15 protein-coding genes are annotated in these 19,134 nt (G+C 75.3%); 8 read left to right on the top strand and 7 right to left on the bottom strand.

The window, feature by feature from the left end:
* Positions 1–48 precede the first annotated feature (48 nt).
* The 5 genes from NP075_RS08045 (at position 49) to serA (ending at position 7,314) form a co-directional block, all read left to right on the top strand.
* Positions 49–2,301 (top strand): HelD family protein, encoded by a 2,253-nt coding sequence (locus NP075_RS08045; RefSeq protein ID WP_227565001.1) that lies wholly within the window; start codon positions 49–51, stop codon positions 2,299–2,301.
* A 172-nt stretch (positions 2,302–2,473) separates the two neighbouring features.
* Positions 2,474–3,088, top strand: a complete 615-nt coding sequence (locus tag NP075_RS08040) for a DUF4956 domain-containing protein (RefSeq protein ID WP_227565002.1) — start codon at positions 2,474–2,476, stop codon at positions 3,086–3,088.
* Positions 3,085–3,891 (top strand): polyphosphate polymerase domain-containing protein, encoded by an 807-nt coding sequence (locus NP075_RS08035; RefSeq protein ID WP_227565003.1) that lies wholly within the window; start codon positions 3,085–3,087, stop codon positions 3,889–3,891. Before NP075_RS08040 ends, NP075_RS08035 begins: the two co-directional genes overlap by 4 nt.
* Positions 3,892–3,919: 28 nt before the next feature.
* Positions 3,920–6,004, top strand: coding sequence for a CotH kinase family protein (locus NP075_RS08030; RefSeq protein ID WP_227565004.1), 2,085 nt, complete (start codon positions 3,920–3,922; stop codon positions 6,002–6,004).
* A 110-nt stretch (positions 6,005–6,114) separates the two neighbouring features.
* Positions 6,115–7,314, top strand: a complete 1,200-nt coding sequence (gene serA, locus NP075_RS08025) for a phosphoglycerate dehydrogenase (RefSeq protein ID WP_227565005.1) — start codon at positions 6,115–6,117, stop codon at positions 7,312–7,314.
* Between the two features lie 81 nt (positions 7,315–7,395).
* Here serA and NP075_RS08020 read toward each other — a convergent pair whose 3' ends face one another.
* The 3 genes from NP075_RS08020 to NP075_RS08010 all read right to left on the bottom strand — a co-directional run bounded on the left by NP075_RS08020 (position 7,396) and on the right by NP075_RS08010 (position 8,743).
* On the bottom strand, positions 7,396–7,584 hold the full coding sequence (locus NP075_RS08020) for a DUF5302 domain-containing protein (RefSeq protein ID WP_227565006.1): 189 nt from the start codon (positions 7,582–7,584) through the stop codon (positions 7,396–7,398).
* A 102-nt stretch (positions 7,585–7,686) separates the two neighbouring features.
* Complete coding sequence (gene nrdR / locus NP075_RS08015) at positions 7,687–8,190, bottom strand: transcriptional regulator NrdR (protein ID WP_227565007.1); 504 nt, start codon at positions 8,188–8,190, stop codon at positions 7,687–7,689.
* Positions 8,191–8,353: 163 nt separating this feature from the next.
* Positions 8,354–8,743, bottom strand: a complete 390-nt coding sequence (locus tag NP075_RS08010; RefSeq protein ID WP_227565008.1) for a LysM peptidoglycan-binding domain-containing protein — start codon at positions 8,741–8,743, stop codon at positions 8,354–8,356.
* Positions 8,744–9,129: 386 nt separating this feature from the next.
* Between NP075_RS08010 and lexA the strand changes: the two genes are divergently transcribed.
* Positions 9,130–9,867: a transcriptional repressor LexA gene (gene lexA / locus NP075_RS08005; protein WP_227565057.1), complete on the top strand. Its 738-nt coding sequence runs from the start codon at positions 9,130–9,132 to the stop codon at positions 9,865–9,867.
* Between the two features lie 153 nt (positions 9,868–10,020).
* Here the strand turns inward: lexA and NP075_RS08000 are convergent, their stop codons facing one another.
* From NP075_RS08000 to hflX, 4 genes are all read right to left on the bottom strand, one after another.
* Entirely contained in the window at positions 10,021–11,025 is a 1,005-nt protein-coding gene (locus tag NP075_RS08000) for an L-lactate dehydrogenase (RefSeq protein ID WP_227565009.1), read from the bottom strand.
* Positions 11,026–11,103: 78 nt separating this feature from the next.
* Positions 11,104–13,245 (bottom strand): ATP-dependent DNA helicase, encoded by a 2,142-nt coding sequence (locus tag NP075_RS07995; protein ID WP_372456723.1) that lies wholly within the window; start codon positions 13,243–13,245, stop codon positions 11,104–11,106.
* 63 nt (positions 13,246–13,308) lie between these two features.
* Positions 13,309–15,327, bottom strand: a complete 2,019-nt coding sequence (locus tag NP075_RS07990) for a S9 family peptidase (protein WP_227565010.1) — start codon at positions 15,325–15,327, stop codon at positions 13,309–13,311.
* Positions 15,328–15,361: 34 nt separating this feature from the next.
* Entirely contained in the window at positions 15,362–16,879 is a 1,518-nt protein-coding gene (hflX, locus tag NP075_RS07985; RefSeq protein WP_227565011.1) for a GTPase HflX, read from the bottom strand.
* A gap of 110 nt (positions 16,880–16,989) precedes the next feature.
* Between hflX and NP075_RS07980 the strand changes: the two genes are divergently transcribed.
* Positions 16,990–17,607 (top strand): class I SAM-dependent methyltransferase, encoded by a 618-nt coding sequence (locus NP075_RS07980; protein ID WP_227565012.1) that lies wholly within the window; start codon positions 16,990–16,992, stop codon positions 17,605–17,607.
* Positions 17,604–19,118 (top strand): MFS transporter, encoded by a 1,515-nt coding sequence (locus tag NP075_RS07975; RefSeq protein WP_227565013.1) that lies wholly within the window; start codon positions 17,604–17,606, stop codon positions 19,116–19,118. Before NP075_RS07980 ends, NP075_RS07975 begins: the two co-directional genes overlap by 4 nt.
* The last annotated feature ends 16 nt before the right edge of the window (positions 19,119–19,134 follow it).

Raw genomic sequence — 19,134 nt, 5'->3', positions numbered from 1 at the left:
GCGCGGCGACCGGGCGACCGACCCGGCGCGACGGGAGCGTGCGGGCGGGTGGCGGCGATCGACAACGAGCTGAGCGACGAGCAGCGGGTCGTCGACGGGCTGTACGCGCGCCTCGACGAGCTGCGGGCGCAGTCGCGGCGGCGCCTGGCGTCCGTGCGACGGGCGGGGCCGTCGGGTTCGCCGCAGAACCGGTCCGAGCGCGACGCGTTCGCGACGCTCTACGAGGACCGCGTCGCCCAGCTGGAGGCCGTCGAGGACCGTCTGGCGTTCGGCCGTCTCGACCTGCGGGACGGCGAGCGGCGGTACATCGGACGCATCGGCCTGACCGACCCCGACCAGACGCCGATGCTCACGGACTGGCGGGCGCCCGCGGCGCAGGCGTTCTACCGCGCGACGGCGGCGCACCCCGACGGCGTCGCCCGACGCCGCCACCTGGTCACCGCGGGGCGGCGCGTGACGGGCCTCGAGGACGACGTCCTGGACCTCGACGGCCTGGCCTCGGCGGGGGTGGACCCCGCCACGCTGGCCGGCGTGTCCGGGGAGGGTGCTCTCCTCGCCGCGCTGGGGGCCGCCCGCACCGGCCGCATGGGGGACATCGTCGCGACGATCCAGGCGGAGCAGGACGCCGTCATCCGCTCGGAGCTCGTCGGCGCGCTGGTGGTGCAGGGCGGGCCCGGCACGGGCAAGACCGCGGTGGCGCTGCACCGTGCGGCCTACCTGCTGTACGCCCACCGGCGGCTGCTCGAGCGCTCCGGCGTGCTCCTCGTCGGCCCCTCGCGCACCTTCCTGCGCTACATCGACCAGGTGCTGCCCTCGCTGGGCGAGACCGGCGTCGTGACCGCCACGCTCGCGGACCTGTACCCGGGCGTCGAGGCCCGCGGGTCCGAGCCCGACGAGGTCGCGGAGGTCAAGGGGCGCGCGGTCATGGCGCACGTCGTCGCGCGCGCGGTCCGGCAGCGTCAGCGGGTGCCGGCCCAGGCCACGCGCGTGCGTGTCGACGGGCGCACGGTCGTCGTGCGGCCGCAGGACGTGGCCTCGGCGATCGGCCGCGCCCGGCGTCTGCACCGTCCGCACAACCAGGCGCGCGTGTCGTTCGTCCGTGACATGCTCGGCCGCCTCGCCGAGCAGTACGTCCAGCAGCTGGGGTGGGACGTCGCACCCGAGGACCGCGCCGAGATCGTCGAGGACCTGCGCACCACGCGCGAGATCCGCGTCGCGCTGAACCTCGCCTGGATGCCGCTGACGCCCCAGGGGCTCCTGCGGGACCTCTGGACGAAGCCGCACCGCCTCGAGGCCGCGGCACCGGAGCTGACGGCGCGCGAGCGTGCCCTGCTCGCGCGCCCGGCCGACGCGCCGTGGACGCCGGCGGACGTGCCCCTGCTCGACGAGGCCGCCGAGCTGCTCGGCGAGGACGACCAGGCCGCGCGCGCACAGGCGCGTGCCGACGCCGAGCGGCGCGCGGCCGACGTCGAGTACGCCCGCCAGGTGCTGCAGAGCACGGGCGCGGGCGACCTCGTGTCCGCCGAGACGCTGGCGGGGCGGTTCGCGAGCAGCGGGCCGTCGCTGACGACCGCGGAGCGCGCGGCGGCCGACCGCACGTGGACGTACGGCCACGTCGTCGTCGACGAGGCGCAGGAGCTGTCCGCCATGGCCTGGCGCGCGCTGCTGCGACGCGTCCCGACGCGGTCGCTGACGATCGTGGGCGACGTCGCCCAGACCTCGGCGGCGGGCGGCACCCACGACTGGGCGGCGATGCTCGACCCCCTGCTGCGCGGCTCGTGGCGACTCACGGAGCTGACCGTCAACTACCGCACCCCCGCGGTCGTCGCCCGGGCCGCGCAGCGCGTCGCGGTCGCGGCCGGCCTGCCCGTCAGCCCGCAGACCTCGGCCCGAGACGTGCCCGACGCCCTGGTGCTCGCGCACGTGGCCGACGACGCCGCCCTGGCGGGCGCGGCGGCCGCCCGGGCCGACGACCTCGCCGGTCGGATCCAGGACGCCGCGGGCGCCGGGCGCGTCGCGGTCCTCGCGACGGCGGACCGCGCGGCGCAGGTGCGCGCCGCGCTGGCCGCCCGGGGGCGCTCGGTGCCGGCCGGCGACGCCGTCGACCTGCACGCGCCGCTCGTGGTGCTGACGCCCACGCAGGCGAAGGGGCTCGAGTTCGACGTCGTGGTGCTGGTGGAGCCCGCCGAGGTCCTGGCGGTCTCACCCGGTGACCTGTACGTGGCGATGACGCGGCCGACGCACGCCCTGCACGTGCTCCACGCGCGCGACCTGCCGGACGGGTTCACCGCGCCGGACTGACCCGGGCGGCGCCCCGCGGCGTGTTCGATATCGATATCGAGATGGCAAACGTTTAGCACGTTGACCGGGCCGCGCCCCCGCCCGCATCGTCCTGCCAGTCCGTCGGTGTTCACCGCCCGTTCACCCGGACGTCGTCCGCACCGCAGGAGGACCACCAGGGGGAGCACGGCGCATGGATCAGCTCGTCCTCATCGGCACCGACCTCGTCGCCGTGGGAGTGCTCACGTGGACGTACTTCCGCCGGCACCGCCGCCGCGACCTCGTGGTCGCGTTCCTCGGCATGAACGTCGGCGTGCTCGCCGTCGCCTCGACGCTGGCCTCGGCGACCATCGGCGCGGGCCTCGGGCTCGGCCTGTTCGGCGTGCTCTCGATCATCCGGCTGCGGTCGACGGAGGTCGACCAGCGCGAGGTGGCGTACTACTTCGCCGCGCTCGCGCTGGGCATCCTGGGAGCGCTTCCCGGTGAGATCCTGTGGCACTCGATCGCCTTCATGGCGCTGCTGCTCCTGGCCGTGCTCGTCGGCGACCACCCGCGCGTGCTGCGCCGCCACCAGCGCCAGGAGCTCGTGCTCGACGGCGCCGTGCTCGACCGGGTGGCGCTCGTGGCCCGGCTCGAGGGCATGCTCGGTGCCCGCGTCCACCAGGTCGCCGTCCAGCGCGTCGACCTGGTCAACGACACCACCTGGGTCGACGTGCGGTACGAGACGGTGCCCCCGGCCCGGCGTCGGGGGCACGTGCAGGCGGGACGCGAGGCCGCGCGCACGACGACGACGGGCACGGGATCGTGACGCCGGGCGCCGACCTGCTCGCGGAGCCCGTCGCCCGGCTCGTCCCCGTCGGGCTCGAGGAGCTCGTGGAGCGCGCCGGTCTGCTGACACGCGTGGACCGCAAGTACCTGGTGCCCGTCGAGGACGTCGGCACGCTCGTCGCGTCGCTGCCGCACGGGGCGCAGGTCCTCGAGATCGGCGCGCGGCGCCTGTTCGAGTACGAGTCCGTCTACTTCGACACCCCGGACCTGCTCGCCTACCACCTCGCGGCCCACCGGCGCCGGCGCCGGTTCAAGGTCCGGACCCGCACCTACCTCGACTCCGCGCAGTGCTGGATCGAGGTCAAGACGCGCGGCGCGCGCGGCACGACGGTCAAGGACCGCGTCCCGCACCTGCTCGACGACCGCGCCACCGTCGCGCCCGCGCTCCCGTTCGTCACGGCCACCCTGACCGCGCACGGCATCACGGCCGCCGACGAGATGCGGTGGGGCCCGACCCTCGTGACGCGGTACCGCCGCGCCACGGTCCTGCTGCCGGACACCGACAGCCGGCTGACCGTCGACGTCGACCTGACGTGGCACGACGGCCGTCGTCCCCTGCAGCTGCGGCACCTGGCGGTCGTCGAGACGAAGACGGGGTCCACGGCCTCGGTCGCCGACCGCCTGCTGTGGGCGCACGGGCACCGTCCGCTGCGGATCTCGAAGTACGCGACGGGTCTCGCGGCGCTGCAGCCGGAGCTGCCCGCGACCCGGTGGCGCCGCACCCTGCGCCGCCACCTCCTGCCGCACGGCGCGACCGCCGCCGAGGCGTACGCGCACGGCTGACCGAGCACGAGCACCCGAGGAGACGACGATGTCACGACGGAACACCCGCATGCTCGGGGCGGCGGTGCTGGCCTGCGCGCTGGCCGTGCCCCTGGCCGCACCGGCGGCCGCCGCCGGCGCACCCACACCGACCACCGCCGTGGCGGCGGCCACCGACGCCGAGCCCACGGCGGACGTGACGTTCTCCGTGAGCAGCCGCGCGTTCACCGGGACGCTGCAGGTCACGCTCGGCACGTCGGTGAGCGGCGCCCAGGTGCGCTACACGACCGACGGCTCGGCGCCCACGGCCTCCTCCCCCGTCGCGTCCGGGCCGCTGAGCCTGACGCGCAGCACGGAGGTCCGCGCGCAGGCCTTCGTCGACGGCACGGCCAGCGGCGAGCCCGCGTCGGCGCAGTACGTCGCGACGTCCGTCACGACGACGCACGACCTGCCGGTGCTCGTGCTGGACTCGTTCGGCAAGGGCGCCGTCGGCGACGACTACCACGCGTCGGCCGTCGTCGAGCTGCAGCCGTCGGGCGGCACCACGTCGCTGACCGCGACCCCCGCCCTGGTGACGCGAGCGGGGTACCGCCTCCGCGGGCAGTCGAGCCGCATGTTCGACAAGAAGCCGTACCGCCTGGAGCTGTGGGACGACGCCGGCGACGACGCGGACCTGCCGTTCTTCGGCATGCCCGCGGAGTCCGACTGGGTCCTGCGCGGGCCGTTCGCCGACAAGTCCCTGGTGCGCGAGGCCCTGGTCTACGACCTGGGCCGCGAGATGGGTCTGCACACCCCCCGCTACCGGCTCGTCGAGGTGTACGTGAACGACGACGCGCAGCCCGTCGCGGCGAACGACTACCGCGGCGTCTACATGCTCGAGGAGACCATCAAGAACCAGAAGAACCGCCTCGACCTGAAGAAGCTGGACCCGCAGGACGTGACCCCGCCGAAGGTCGAGGGCGGCTACATCGTCAAGTTCGAGTGGCTGGCGGCCGAGCAGCCGCTGGTGCCATGCACGGGAGCGTCGGCGTGCTGGTCCGACCTCGAGGTCCACGACCCGGACGACCTCGTGCCCGCCCAGCTCGACTACATCGCCGGCTACGTGGGCCGCGTCAACGACGCGATCCACTCCGCGAACCGCGCGGACCCCGCGACCGGCTACCCGTCCCTCATCGACGTCGGCTCGTTCGTGGACCTGGTGATCGTCAACGAGCTCAGCCGCGACATGGACGCGTACTACCGCAGCCAGTACTTCTACAAGGACCGCGGCGGGTTGCTCACGGCCGGCCCGCTGTGGGACTTCGACCTCACGTTCGGGGTCGGCGGGTACTTCCAGAACGAGCAGGTGTCCGGCTGGCAGTACCAGCAGAGCCGGCAGAACCCCCCGACCGACTGGTTCACCGTCCTCATGAACGACCCCGCGTTCGTCAACCGCGTCAGGACCCGCTGGCAGGAGCTGCGCCGCGGGACCCTGGCCGACGCGTCCCTGCGCTCGCACCTGTCCACCCTGACCGCACCGCTCGGCGGCGCGGCGGCCCGGAACTTCCAGCGCTGGCCGAACCTGTCGACGCAGATGATCGGGCCCTTCATCACCCCGACCGCCGGGACGTGGACCGGCCAGGTCGACCAGCTCCGGGACTGGATGCTGCGCCGGGCCGCCTGGCTGGACACCACGGCGGCGTGGGGCGGACCCGTGACGCCCCTGCCCACGCCGACCGCGTCGCCCACGCCGAGCCCCACGCCCACCGCCTCACCCACGCCCACCACCTCACCCACCCCCACCGCCTCACCGACGCCGTCCGTGACGCCGAGCCCCTCGCCGACCCCCGGCGGCCAGGCGTGCACGGCGGCGTTCCGGGCGGTCTCGACGTGGCCGGGCGGGTTCCAGGGCGAGGTGACCGTCACCGCGGGGGCGCGTGCGCTCACGGGCTGGTCCGTCACGCTGGGGCTGCCCGCCGGCGTCGGCGTCAACCAGGCGTGGAACGCCACGCTGACCGGCTCGGGTCCGGGCCTCACCGCCCGCAACGTCGCGTGGAACGGCGCGCTGGCGGCCGGCGCCACCACGACGTTCGGGTTCATCGGCTCGGCGTCGGGGACCCTCGGCACCCCGACGCCGACGTGCGCGGCCGGCTGACAGGTCCGCTCCGACGAGGCCGTCCGGACCGCCGCCGTGCGGGCCGGACGGCCTCGTCCGTCCTTCGGGACGACTTTGGTCGGCGGCCGCGCCCGGGGCCACCATGGGGCGTGCCCACCGCCCTGCTGCTCGAGAACCTGCACCCCCACGCCCGCACGATCCTGGAGTCCGCGGGCTTCGACGTCGTGACGCGTACCGGCGCGCTGGACGAGAACGAGCTCGTCGACGCGCTGTCCGGGGTCCAGGTGCTGGGCATCCGGTCCAAGACGGACGTGCCGGCCGAGGTGCTGGCCGCCGCCCCCGACCTCGAGGTCGTCGGGGCCTTCTGCATCGGCACCAACCAGGTCGACCTGCAGGCGGCCGCCGGCCACGGCATCGCGGTGTTCAACGCGCCGTTCTCCAACACGCGGTCCGTCGTCGAGGTCGCGATCGCCGACATCATCTCGCTGACGCGCCGCCAGACGGTGTTCGACAAGGAGATGCACGCGGGCGTCTGGAACAAGTCCGCCACGGGTGCCCACGAGGTGCGGGGCCGCACCCTGGGCATCATCGGCTACGGCAACATCGGCACGCAGCTGTCGGTGCTCGCCGAGAACCTGGGCATGTCCGTCGTGTTCTACGACACGGCCGAGAAGCTCGCCCTGGGCAACGCCCGCCGGATGAGCACGCTGGACGAGCTGCTGGAGGCGTCCGACGTCGTCACGCTGCACGTCGACGGCCGCGCGGGGAACGCCGGCATGTTCGGGGCCAAGCAGATCGCCCGGATGCGGCCCGGCTCGATCTTCCTCAACCTGTCGCGCGGGTTCGTCGTCGACTACGCGGCGCTGCGTGACGCGGTGCTGTCGGGCCACATCGCGGGCGCGGCCGTCGACGTGTTCCCGGTGGAGCCGAAGCGCAAGGGCGACCCGTTCGAGTCCGAGCTGCGCGGCCTCCCGAACGTCATCCTCACGCCGCACACCGGCGGGTCCACCGAGGAGGCCCAGGCGGCCATCGGCCAGTTCGTGGCGAACAAGGTCCGCGACTACCTGGCGACCGGGTCGACGAACCTGTCGGTGAACCTGCCGAACCTGGCGCTGGACCAGCGCCCCGACGCGCACCGCATCGCGTACCTGCACCGCAACGTCCCGGGCGTCCTCGCGACCATCAACGCCACGCTCGCGGAGCACGGAGTCAACATCGAGGGGCAGCTGCTCGCGACCCGCGGCGAGCTCGGCTACGTGGTCACGGACGTCGCGTCGCCGGTCGCGCGCGAGGTCGTGGACGTGCTCGCCGGGCGTCCGGAGTCCCTGCGGCTGCGCCTGCTCGACTGACGGGCCCACCTGCGACGACGGGGCCGCGCAGCACGTGTGCTGCGCGGCCCCGTCGTCGTGCGGCCGGGTGAGCCGGGCGCGTCAGGCCGAGCCGGACTTGCGCTGGAACCGGCGCTGGGTCGGCCCCGCGGTCTCCGCGCCGTGCACCGCTCCGGTGTTGCGGCTGCCGTCCGCGGTGGGGTGGCCCTGGGTCTTCTTGCGCTCGAGCGCCGCCCGGAACCTCTCCTTGGTGTCGTCGCTGACCGCCGAGGGCTGGTCGTCCTGAGTCATGTGATCCGTCCTCCGCTCGCCGGCGTGGTCACCGGCCGTCCCAGCCTGGTCGACGCGGGCCGCGGACGCCAGCCCATTCGCGCCCTGCGCGTCGCGGCGGCGTCAGGACGCGGCGGTCGGACCCGCGCCGGCACCCTCGGCGTCGGTGGCCGGCTCGTCGCCGTGCTCGGCCCGGAGGCCGGAGATCGCGGTCTCGAAGTCCTCCAGCGAGTCGAAGGCCTGGTAGACGCTCGCGAACCGCAGGTAGGCGACCTCGTCGAGGTCGCGCAGCGGGCCCAGGATCGCCAAGCCGATCTCGTACGCGTCGATCTCGGCGGAGCCCGCGGTCCGCAGCGTCTCCTCGACCTTCTGGGCCAGCAGCGCGAGGTCGTCCTCGCTCACGGGCCGACCCTGGCAGGCCTTGCGGACGCCGTTGGCGATCTTCTCGCGGCTGAACGGCTCGGTCGCACCGGACCGCTTCACGACCGACAGGCTCGCCGTCTCGATGGTGGTGAAGCGACGGTGGCAGCTCGGGCACTGCCGGCGTCGGCGGATCGACGACCCATCGTCGGACGTGCGGGAGTCGACGACACGGGAGTCCGGGTGCCGGCAGAACGGACAGTGCACAACGGACCTCTCGGCATGGCGTCGGACGGCGGCCGCACGTCGTGGACGCGCGGACGCAGGCGACGCTAGGCCGTCGCGCGCGCCGCCGCAACACGCACCCCGGCGACGTCGCGTCTGGGACGTCCGCGCCTCCGGGCCGGGCCGCCCACCGGACGACGGGGCCTCAGGCGACGGGCACCACGATCGTCGCGCCGGCCTGGAGGCCGCCCGACGGCAGCTCGTTGAGCGCCATGAGCTCCAGCACGACGTCGCGCACGTCCTCGCCCGGGGCCGCCACGTCCGCGGCGATCGCCCACAGCGTGTCACCCGGCGCGACGACCACGCGTCGCACCTCGGTCGCCGCGGTCGGCCCGTCGGCGTACGCGGACGCGGCCGCTCCCCCGACGCCACCGGCGAGCACCAGCCCGAGCAGCCACACGACGGCGCGACCACGGGCGGTGAGCCGCAGCGGGCCCGCGGCCGGCACCGCACGAGCACCGCGCGCCACGCCAGAAGGTGCAGCGGCAGTACGGCCCGTTCCGTGCACCCGCGGTGCGATCGAAGTCGCGCTCATGTCGTGCTCCTCTCCTCGCCCGTCCGGCCGCCGCTGTCGCCGCGGCGACCACCAGCACCTTCCGAAGCCTCGCCCGTCGAACACATGTTCGTCGAACATCTGTACGATGTCTACCAGAGCCGGCCGACATCCGTCGAGACACGCTCGAACAGGTGTTTGATCCGCCCACCCCGCACCCCTAGGGTGAGTGCTGCGACGAGTGCACCACCGACCACCGACATCGCTCCGACGAGGCCGTCCGCGGCCGACCCGGCGGCGAGCCGCCCGACCGGTCACCGGCCGGCCGGGACGGGCGGCGCAGGGTGCTCCACGACGCGCGGGTCCCCGACGGGCTTCGCGACGGACCGACGGCAGGAGGCGCAGTGGACGTGCAGGACGGCTCGACGATGCAGGCACGCAGACCGCACGGGGCGCCCGCGGGCGCGCCCGCGGAGGTCGAGGAGGTCCCCGGCGACGGCCTGACGACGCGCCAGCGGCTCGTGCTGGAGACCGTGCGCGCCTCCGTGGAGCAGCGCGGCTACCCGCCGAGCATGCGGGAGATCGGTGACGCCGTCGGTCTCACCAGCCCGTCCAGCGTCAAGCACCAGCTGACGTCGCTCGAGCGCAAGGGCTACCTGCGCCGGGACCCGAACCGGCCGCGCGCCATCGAGGTCGTGCAGCCCGACGACGCGCGCTCGGTCGCGCCGTGGGCGTCGCGGTCCGGCGCGCCGCTGCTCGACCCGGACGCCCCGGAGCGGGACAACTCCCCCGCCCCGTCGTACGTCCCCGTGGTCGGTCGCATCGCCGCGGGCGGGCCGATCCTCGCCGAGCAGGTCGTGGAGGACGTCTTCCCCCTGCCGCGCCAGCTCGTCGGCGAGGGCGACCTCTTCCTGCTCAAGGTGGCCGGGGACTCGATGATCGACGCCGCCATCTGCGACGGCGACTGGGTCGTGGTGCGCCGCCAGCCCGTGGCCGAGAACGGTGAGATCGTCGCCGCCATGATCGACGGCGAGGCGACGGTCAAGACCTTCAAGCGCGCCGACGGGCACGTCTGGCTGCTGCCCCACAACCCGGCGTACGCGCCCATCGACGGCGACGGCGCCACGGTCCTGGGCCGGGTCGTGAGCGTGCTGCGCAGCCTGTGACCCGGTCGGCGCACGGCGCCCCCGGCGAGCACCCTGCAGGGCGACCACCCTGCACGGCGGACTCGTCGAGGCGCGGCGGCGCCGCTGACGGACGGTCCACCACGGGAACGGGGGCGGGCGGTCGCACCGCACCGCCCCCGTGCACCGCCGCGGTCAGAAGCCGAAGCGCCGGGCGACCGAGCGCACCGCCTGCGCCGAACGACGCATGCCCGTGATCTCGTCGGACGACATCGGCACCTCCAGGCGCTCGAGCACGCCCGAGGACCCGACGATCGACGGCACGCTCAGGCACACGTCCGAGATGCCGAGGTAGTTGTCCAGCAGCGAGGAGACCGGGAGGATCCGGCGCTCGTCCTTGAGCACCGCCTCGATGATGCGGGACCCCGCCAGTGCGATCGCGTAGTTCGTCGCCCCCTTGCCCTCGATGATGCGGTAGGCCGACTCGACCACCTCGCGGGCGATGGAGTCGCGCACCTCGCGGGTCAGGGGCCCGTTGCCGCCGGTCCCCTCCCACTCGAGGATCGGGACCGCGCCGATCGTCGCCGAGCTCCACAGGGGCAGCTCGGTGTCGCCGTGCTCGCCGGCCACGTACGCGTGCACGTTCTGCACCGCGACCCCCGTGTGGCGTGCGATGAGGTAGCGCAGGCGCGAGGAGTCGAGCACGGTGCCCGAGCCGAACAGCTGCGAGGGGGGCAGCCCGGAGATCTGCAGCGCGGCGTACGTCACGACGTCCACCGGGTTGGTCACCATGACGTACACCGCGTTCGGTGCGACCTCCACGAGGCCCGGCAGCACCTTGCGGACGAGCGAGATGGTGGCCTCGGCGAGGTCGAGGCGCGACTGCCCGGGCTTCTGCTTGGCACCGGCCGTGAACATGATGACGTCGCAGTCGGCCATCACCGCCGCGTCGTCCGAGCCGATGACCTCCGCCATCGACGTGAACTGGATCCCGTGCGAGAGGTCGAGCACCTCGGCGTCGACCTTCGCGCGGTTGACGTCGAGCAGGGCGACCGTGCGGGCCGCACCGCGCATGAGCGCGGCGTAGGCCATCGTCGAACCCACCGCCCCGGCGCCGACGATGCCGAGCTTGGACGTGCGCCGTGGCACGGACGGCGACGGGCTGAGGGCGAGCTCGTCGCCCTCGATGGCTTCGGCCATGGTCGTTTCCCCTCGTCACGGGCGTCGAACGCGGAACCGAGGCAGACCCGCCCGGTCCGGCACGCCCCGATCACGAGGCTAGTCCGAACCCGCCAGGCGGCGCAGCGCGGCGAGGACGGCGTCACGGTCCGTGGTCCGCCAGAACGGCGGCATGGACCGCTGCAGGTACTCGCCGTACCGGGCGGTCGCGAGGCGCGGGTCCAGCACGGCGACGACGCCACGGTCCTTCCCCGAGCGCACGAGACGTCCCGCCCCCTGCGCGAGGAGCAACGCCGCGTGGGTGGCCGCCACCGACATGAAGCCGTTGCCCCCGGCCGCGGCGACGGCGTCGGACCGCGCCGAGCGCACCGGGTCGTCGGGACGCGGGAACGGGATGCGGTCGATGATCACGAGCCGGCAGGCCGGCCCGGGCACGTCCACGCCCTGCCAGAGCGACAGCGTCCCGAACAGGCACGTGGGCTCGTCGGCCGCGAAGCGCTCGACGAGGGACGGGAGCTGGTCGTCACCCTGCAGGAGGACGGGGACGTCGAGCCGCTCCCGCATCGCCTCGGCCGCCACGGTCGCCGCCCGGCGGGACGTGAACAGGCCGAGCGTCCGGCCGCCCGCGGCCTCGACCAGCGTGGCGATCTCGTCGAGCTGCGCGTCGGTGGCCGGCTCGCGTCCCGGCGGCGGCAGGCGGCGCGCGACGTAGCAGATCCCCTGCCGGGGGTAGTCGAACGGGCTGCCGACGTCGAGGCCGCGCCACCGCAGCACGTCGTCGCCGCGCGGCGTCGCGGCCGGGGCGGCGGTGTCGGACGTGGCGATCGCCACCGGCCCGACGGGAGCGGCGTCCGGCCTGAGCGCGAGACCCACCGAGCGTGCCGCCGCGTCGAACGACCCCCCGAGCGTGAGCGTCGCCGACGTGAGCACCCCGGTGCGCCCGGTCAGCAGGTTCGTCCGCACCAGGCCCGCCACCGCGAGCGGTGCCGCGTGCAGGCGGGTCGTCGTCATGCCGCGGCGGTCCTCGCTCCGTGCGCACCACAGGACGGTCGACGCGTTCTGCTCCGGGTCGGCGGCCATGCGCTCGGCGACCTCGAACAGCGCGAGCATCGCGGACGCCGCCATCTTGCGGCCGCCGTCGCCCGCGTCGCGGGACCCGGCCTCGGGCTTGAGGGCCGTCAGCAGCGTGCGCGCGGCGTCCCGGACCGCGGCGACCGCGAGGCGGACGTCCTCCGGCATGCCACGGGGGAACCGCCCCTCCGGCAGCGGCACGATCACCGAGGCGAGGTGCTGGCCGGCCGTGTCGAGGTCGGTCGTCGGCACGCCGCCGTGCCGCCGCGCGAGGCGCGCGGCCTGCTCGACGGTCGGCAGGGACAGCTCCGCCGTCGCCTGGGCGGTGACGCGGTCGGCGAGCTCGTGCGCCTCGTCCACGACGAGCACCTGGTGCTCCGGCAGCACGTTGGGCGAGCCGGAGGCGGCGATGCCGAGCATCGCGTGGTTGGTGACGACGACGTCCGCCGCGCGGGCCCGGGCCCGCGCGGCCTCGGGGAAGCACTCGGCGAGCATCGGGCACACGCCGCCGAGGCACTCCATCGCGGTGACCGACACCTGGCGCCAGGCGCGGTCGGAGACCCCGGGCACCAGCTCGTCGCGGTCACCCGTCGCCGTCTCCTCGGCCCACTCCCGCGCCCGGACGACCTGCTCGCCGAGCGTCTCGCGGACCGTGTCCCCGTCCTCGACGACCGGCGGGTGGTCCGCCGCCCCGGCGCGCTCGGGGACGTCGAACAGCGTGGCCTGCTCCTCGGGGTAGCCGCCCGCGACCTTGTGCACGCAGAGGTAGTTGTGCCAGCCCTTGAGCAGGGCGATCTGTGCCTGCCGCGGCAGGCGTGACCCGAGCGCCGTGGTGACCAGCGGCAGGTCGCGCGTGAGCACCTGGCGCTGCAGCGCGAGCGTGGCGGTGGACACGACGACGCGCTCGTCGTTCTGCACGGCGTGCCGCACGGCCGGGACCAGGTACCCGAGCGACTTGCCCGTCCCGGTGCCGGCCTGCACCAGCAGGTGCTCGCCGGTGCGCAGCGCGTCCGCGACGGCCTGGGCCATCGCGTGCTGACCGTCGCGCCGCCCACCGCCGAGCGCACCGACGGCCAGGTCGAGCAGCTCGTCGACCTCGGCGGCCGCGTGCGCGAGGCGTGCCCCGTCGTCGTCGACGTCGGTGGCGGACGTCGGATCTGGCTCGGGCACCGCGACAGCGTAGCCGCGCCCGCTGAGAGTCCCGGCCGCCGCCCGGCGGCCGGGACGCGTCGGTCAGACGGTGACCGGCAGGTGCCGCGCCCACCAGGCCAGCAGGTGCTCGAACCGCGCACGGCGGTGCGAGGGCCGTCCCGAGCGGGACAGCTCGTGCCCCTCGCCGGGGAAGAGGAGCAGCTCGGCGGGGACGCCGCGCCGCCGCAGCTCGACGTACCAGCGCTGGCCCTGCTCGACCGGGCAGCGCCAGTCCTGCTCGGAGTGCACCACGAGCGTCGGTGTCGTCACCGCGCCCACGTGCGCCATCGGCGACTGCGCGGCCACGAGGTCCGCGTCGACGCCGTGGTCGCCGACGTACTGCAGCCCGAACCACCAGCCGATGTCGGACGACCCCGTGAAGCTCACCGGGTCGAGGAAGCCGCGCTCGACGACGGCGGCGGCGAACCGGTCCGTGCGCGTCGTGAGCCACGCGGTGAGGTAGCCGCCGTAGGACCCGCCGAGGACGCCCACGCGGCCGGCGTCGAGGACGTCGCCGTGGCCGTCGAGCGCCGCGTCCAGCAGCGCGAGGACGTCGTCGGTGTCGACGGTGCCCATGGCCCGCCGGATGGCCCGGCCGTGCGAGCGGCCGTACCCCGACGAGCCGCGGGGGTTGCCGAGCACCACCGCGTACCCGGCGTCCGTGAGCACCTGCACCTCGTCGAACAGGGCGTGCGTGTACTGCGCGAACGGGCCGCCGTGGATCATCAGGAGCGTGGGGTGCGGGCCGGGGTGCCGCGCGGCGTCCGGCAGCGCCAGCCATCCGTGCACCGGGTACCCGTCGGGTGCGGTCGCCGTCAGCTCGGACGGCAGGACGGTGCGGCCGGTCGCGCGCAGCGGCGCGGACCAGTCCGCGACGACCCGCGGGCCGCCGTCCAGGGCCAGCACCGACCCCGCGGAGGTCGGCGTCGCGGCGGTGGCGACGACGTGCGGCCCGCCGTCGCCGTCGACCGCGGCGGCACCGAGCACGACGTGCGGCGCCTCCAGCAGGACGGTCGTCGTCCCGTCGGGTGCGACGCGTGCCAGCGTGACGGCGCCGCGGTCCTCCACCGTGACGAGCACGTCGTCGCCGGACGCCACGAGCACGCCGCCCAGCCCGACGCGCTCGGCGTCGGTGAGGCGCTGCGGCACGCCGGCGGTGCGGGTCGCGTGCCCCGCGCCGGTCAGCGGCACGCGGTACAGCCCGGTGAGGCTCGCGACGGTGTCGGTGCCGTCCGGGCCCAGGTCGGACGCGAGCAGCCACAGGACGTCCGTCGTCGGCAGCACGGCGTCGACCGCCAGGGTGCTGCCCGCGTCGGCGTCCGTCAGCGCCACGACGGGTGCGGGCCCCGCCGCGTCGCGCGGTGCGGCGACGAGGACGGCGTCGCGCCGGACGTCGTGCTCGCGGGCCGCGTGGCGCGTGCTCCGCGCGACGAGGGCGAGGCCGTCGGCGGTCCAGCGCGGCCCTGTGACCTCGGCGTCCCCGGAGGTCAGCGCCACCGCGGCGGGCGGCGACGTGAGCTCGGCGGGATCGGCGGGGACCTCGACGACGTGGACGTGCTGCGGGCGGTCGTGCACGAAGCCCACGCCGTCGGACCGGTAGGCGAACGTCGTGATGTGCCGGGGGGCCTCGGCCGAGGGGTCCGCGTCGCGGACGTACCGCCCGTGCTGCGGGACGCGCGCGACGAACGCGAGACGCGTCCCGTCGGGCGACCACCGGGGGTCGCCCGCACCGAGCGGCGCGTCGGTCAGCCGTACCGGCTCACCACCCGTCAGCGGCATCACGTGCACCTGCGGCGGGCCGCCCGTCAGCGGCGCCCGGCAGAACGCGACGAGGCGGCCGTCCGGCGACACCTCGGGCGCGCTGTCCCGGTGGCCGTGGGTCAGCCGGCGCGCGCGGCCGGTGCCCTCACCGCTGCCGTCGAGCGGCACGAGCCACAGCTCGCCCCGGTAGGCGTCCGCCTCGAGGTCGGTGCGCGTGACGGCGACGACCGCCGCGGTCGCGTCGGGCAGCAGCGTCGGCGCACCCGGGGTGCGCAGCAGGTCCAGGTCGGTGGGAAGCACCCCACGACCCTAGGCGAACCTGGGCACCCGGCCGTCAGGAGCCGGCGGACGCCGCCTCGAGCTCGGCCGCCAGCCCGGCGTCGACCCGCGCGCGCAGCAGCGTGCCCGCCGCCGTGTGCTCCTCGTGGTCGATGTCGCCGTGCTCGTGCACGCGGCTGACGAGGTCCCCGCGCGAGTACGGCACGACGACGTCCACGTGGACGCCGGGGCGCGGGAGCTGGTCGGCGATGAGCTCGCTGAGCTCGGCGATGCCCTCCCCGGTGTGCGCGGAGACGACGATCGAGTGCACCTCGCGCGAGCGGAGCCGGGCGACCGCCTCCGGGCTGGCGAGGTCGGCCTTGTTGAGCACGATGATCTCGGGGACGTCCATCGCACCGGGGATGTCGGCGAACACGTGCCGCACCGCCGCGATCTGCCCCTCGGGGTCCGGGTGCGCGGCGTCCACGACGTGCAGGATGAGGTCCGCGTCCGCGACCTCCTCGAGCGTCGACCGGAAGGCCTCCACGAGCTGGTGCGGCAGGTCCCGCACGAACCCGACGGTGTCCGCGAGCGTGTACACGCGCCCGTCCGCCGCCTCGGCGCGACGCACCGTGGGGTCCAGGGTCGCGAACAGCGCGTTCTCGACCAGCACACCGGCGTGCGTCAGGCGGTTGAGCAGCGAGGACTTGCCGGCGTTGGTGTAGCCGGCGATCGCGACGGACGGGATCGCGTTGCGCTTGCGCGAGGCCCGCTTGGTCTCGCGCGCCGGCGCCATCGCGGCGATCTCCCGACGCAGCTTGGCCATGCGGTTGCGGATGCGTCGCCGGTCCAGCTCGATCTTCGTCTCACCGGGTCCGCGCGAGCCCATGCCCGCGCCTGCGCCGCCGACCTGGCCACCCGCCTGACGGCTCATCGACTCGCCCCAGCCGCGCAGACGCGGCAGGAGGTACTCGAGCTGCGCGAGCTCGACCTGCGCCTTGCCCTCCCGGGACTTCGCGTGCTGCGCGAAGATGTCGAGGATCAGCGCGGTCCGGTCGACGACCTTGACCTTGACGATGTCCTCCAGCGCGCGGCGCTGCGACGGTGCCAGCTCGCCGTCGACCACGACGGTGTCGGCGCCGACCGCGGCGACGACGGTCGCGAGCTCGGCCGCCTTGCCCGAGCCGAGGAACGTGCCGGGGTCCGGGGTGCGCCGACGCTGCAGCAGGCCGTCGAGGACCTCGGACCCGGCCGTCTCCGCCAGCGCGGCCAGCTCGCGCAGCGAGATCTCCGCCTCCTCGGCGGTACCCGAGCCCCACACACCCACGAGCACGACCCTCTCGAGCCGCAGCTGCCGGTACTCGACCTCCGAGACGTCCTGCAGCTCGGTGGACAGCCCGGTGACCCGGCGCAGCGACGTCCGCTCCTCGAGGTCGAGCTGCGCACCGTCGTACGAGGTGTGCGTGGTGCCGCCGTCCTGCACCGCGGTCCCGGCCCGTGCCAGCACCCGCGCGACGACGTCGTCGGCCACCTCCTGCGCGCTGCGCACCGGCGCCTGCTGCGCCTCGTCGGTGGTGTGCTCTCGGTCGTTCACGCGGGTCCTCTCGTCACGAGCTGGGGTGCCCCCAGGATCGCACGCACGTACGAGGGACGCGACGGGATTTCGCTGCCGGCACACGGCCCTCGCGGCGTTAGCCTCTGGCAGTGAGCAGCAGCGACGACGACCTCGGCGAGCACTACTTCACGGCACGGCCGGCGTCGGCGGAGCAGCGCCGCACGCGGCACGTCCACCTCGCCGGGCGCGACGTCGACGTGGAGACGGCCGGCGGCGTCTTCTCCCCCGACCACGTGGACCTCGGCACGCAGGTGCTGCTGCGCACCGTCCCGGCACCGCCCCCGCGCGGTGACCTGCTCGACCTCGGCTGCGGGTGGGGGCCGGTGGCGCTCACGCTGGCGCTGCTCGCCCCCGAGGCGCGCGTGTGGGCCGTCGACGTCAACGAGCGGGCGCTGGACCTGGTGCGTCGCAACGCCGCCCGGCTCGGGCTGTCCAACGTGGTCGCGGTCGCGCCGGACGACGTCCCCGACGACGTGCGGTTCGCGACCGTGTGGTCCAACCCGCCCGTGCGCATCGGCAAGCCGGCGCTGCACGACCTGCTCGCGCGGTGGCTGCCCCGGCTGGCCCCCGGGGGCGAGGCCTGGCTCGTCGTGGGCCGCAACCTGGGTGCCGACCCGCTGCAGCGCTGGCTGACCGACGAGGCCGGCCTGCCCACGACCCGCGAGGCGAGCGCGAAGGGCTTCCGCGTGCTGCGCGTGGCACCGTGACGCCCGACGCCGAGCGGGACGCGTCGCCGGAGGCGATGTGGCGGGCGCGCCGCACGACGGCGTCCGCGATGTTCGCCCTCGTCGTGCTGGTGGCGTTCGAGTCCTTCGCGGTGACGACGGTCATGCCCCAGGTGGCCGACGTGCTGGACGGGCGCGCCCTGTACGCCTTCGCGTTCGCCGGTCCGCTGGCGACGGGCGTCGTCGGGATGGTCGTGGCCGGTGCGTGGTCGGACCGCCGGGGCCCCGCGGCACCGTTCGCGGCGGGCACCGCGCTGTTCGTGGTGGGACTCGTCGTGGCCGGCGCCGCGACGACCATGCCCGTGCTCGTCACCGGACGCCTCGCGCAGGGCCTCGGCGGCGGGGTCGTCAACGTGACGCTGCTCGTGGCCGTGGCGCGGGCGTACCCGGCCGTGCTCCACCCGCGGGTGTTCGCGTGGTTCTCGACCGCCTGGGTCCTGCCCTCGATCGTCGGCCCCGCGGTGGCCGGTCTCGTCGCCGAGCTCGCGGGCTGGCGATGGGTGTTCCTCGGCGTCGCGGTGCTCGTGGTGCCGGCGACGCTGCCGCTGCTCGGCGCGGTGCGGGGCCTCGGACCGGCCGGCGGCACCCCCGCGCTCGCGCCCGGGGCACGTCGCGACGACGCAGGACGCCGGGTCGGCTGGTCGGTCGTCGTCGCCGGCGCCGTGCTGGCCCTCAACGTCTCGGCGCAGCTGCCGCAGCCGTGGTCGCACGTCGTCGCCGCGACCGCCGCCGTCGGCGCCGTCGCCGCGACGCGACCCCTGGTGCCGCGCGGCTCGCTGCGCGCCCGCCCGGGCCTCCCGAGCGTCGTGACCACGCGCCTGCTGCTGTCGGGGGCGTTCTTCGGCGCGCAGGTCTACGTGCCCTACCTCCTGGTCGACCGGGACGGGTGGGGCACGACCGCGAGCGGTCTCGGGCTGTCCACCGCGGCGCTCGCGTGGTCCGCCGCCTCGGTCGTCCAGGGGCGCCTCGGCCTGCGGCTGCCCAGCCGGACCGCCGCGCGGCTCGGCACGGCGCTCGTCCTCGGCGGGGTCGGCGGCGCGACCGTCGCCACCGCCCTCGACCTGCCGGCCTGGGTCGTGGTGGCCGTGTGGACGGCCGCGGGCGCCGGGATGGGGCTGGGGTCCTCACGGCTCAACGTGCTGCTGCTGGGGTGGTCGACGCCCCAGGACCAGGGCCGCAACAGCGCGGCGAACTCGATCGCCGACTCGGTCGGCGCCTCGCTCGCGCTCGCGATGACGGGCGTGGTGTTCGTGGCAGCGGGCGGCGACCGCGGCTACACGGACCCCGGGCCGTTCGCGGCGGCGTTCGCGCTCACGGCCGTCCTCGCCCTGGCCGCCACGCTCGTCTCGTCCCGCGTGGGCGTGCCCCCCACGGAGCGCGGGCGCGGCGCGGTGGCCCGCGAGGACGAGGCACCCGGCGCGACGCCCTCCGGCCCGGCACCGTCGACGCCCGGGTCGTCCGGCAGCGCCGACGCCAGCGCGGCGACCACCTGACGCACCGTCGGCACCC

The sequence above is a fragment of the Cellulomonas wangsupingiae genome (assembly GCF_024508275.1).
Classification (GTDB): Bacteria; Actinomycetota; Actinomycetes; order Actinomycetales; family Cellulomonadaceae; genus Cellulomonas; species Cellulomonas wangsupingiae.
Note: the sequence above shows the minus strand (reverse complement) of the source record. Positions and strands in the feature narration are given on the sequence as shown.

Coding starts and splice junctions, on each gene's coding strand:
- NP075_RS08040 (WP_227565002.1), top strand. CDS start 2,474: ATGGATCAGCTCGTCCTCATCGGCACCGACCTCGTCGCCGTGGGAGTG.
- NP075_RS08030 (WP_227565004.1), top strand. CDS start 3,920: ATGTCACGACGGAACACCCGCATGCTCGGGGCGGCGGTGCTGGCCTGC.
- NP075_RS08020 (WP_227565006.1), bottom strand. CDS start 7,584: ATGACTCAGGACGACCAGCCCTCGGCGGTCAGCGACGACACCAAGGAG.
- NP075_RS08010 (WP_227565008.1), bottom strand. CDS start 8,743: ATGAGCGCGACTTCGATCGCACCGCGGGTGCACGGAACGGGCCGTACT.
- lexA (WP_227565057.1), top strand. CDS start 9,130: ATGCAGGCACGCAGACCGCACGGGGCGCCCGCGGGCGCGCCCGCGGAG.
- NP075_RS08000 (WP_227565009.1), bottom strand. CDS start 11,025: ATGGCCGAAGCCATCGAGGGCGACGAGCTCGCCCTCAGCCCGTCGCCG.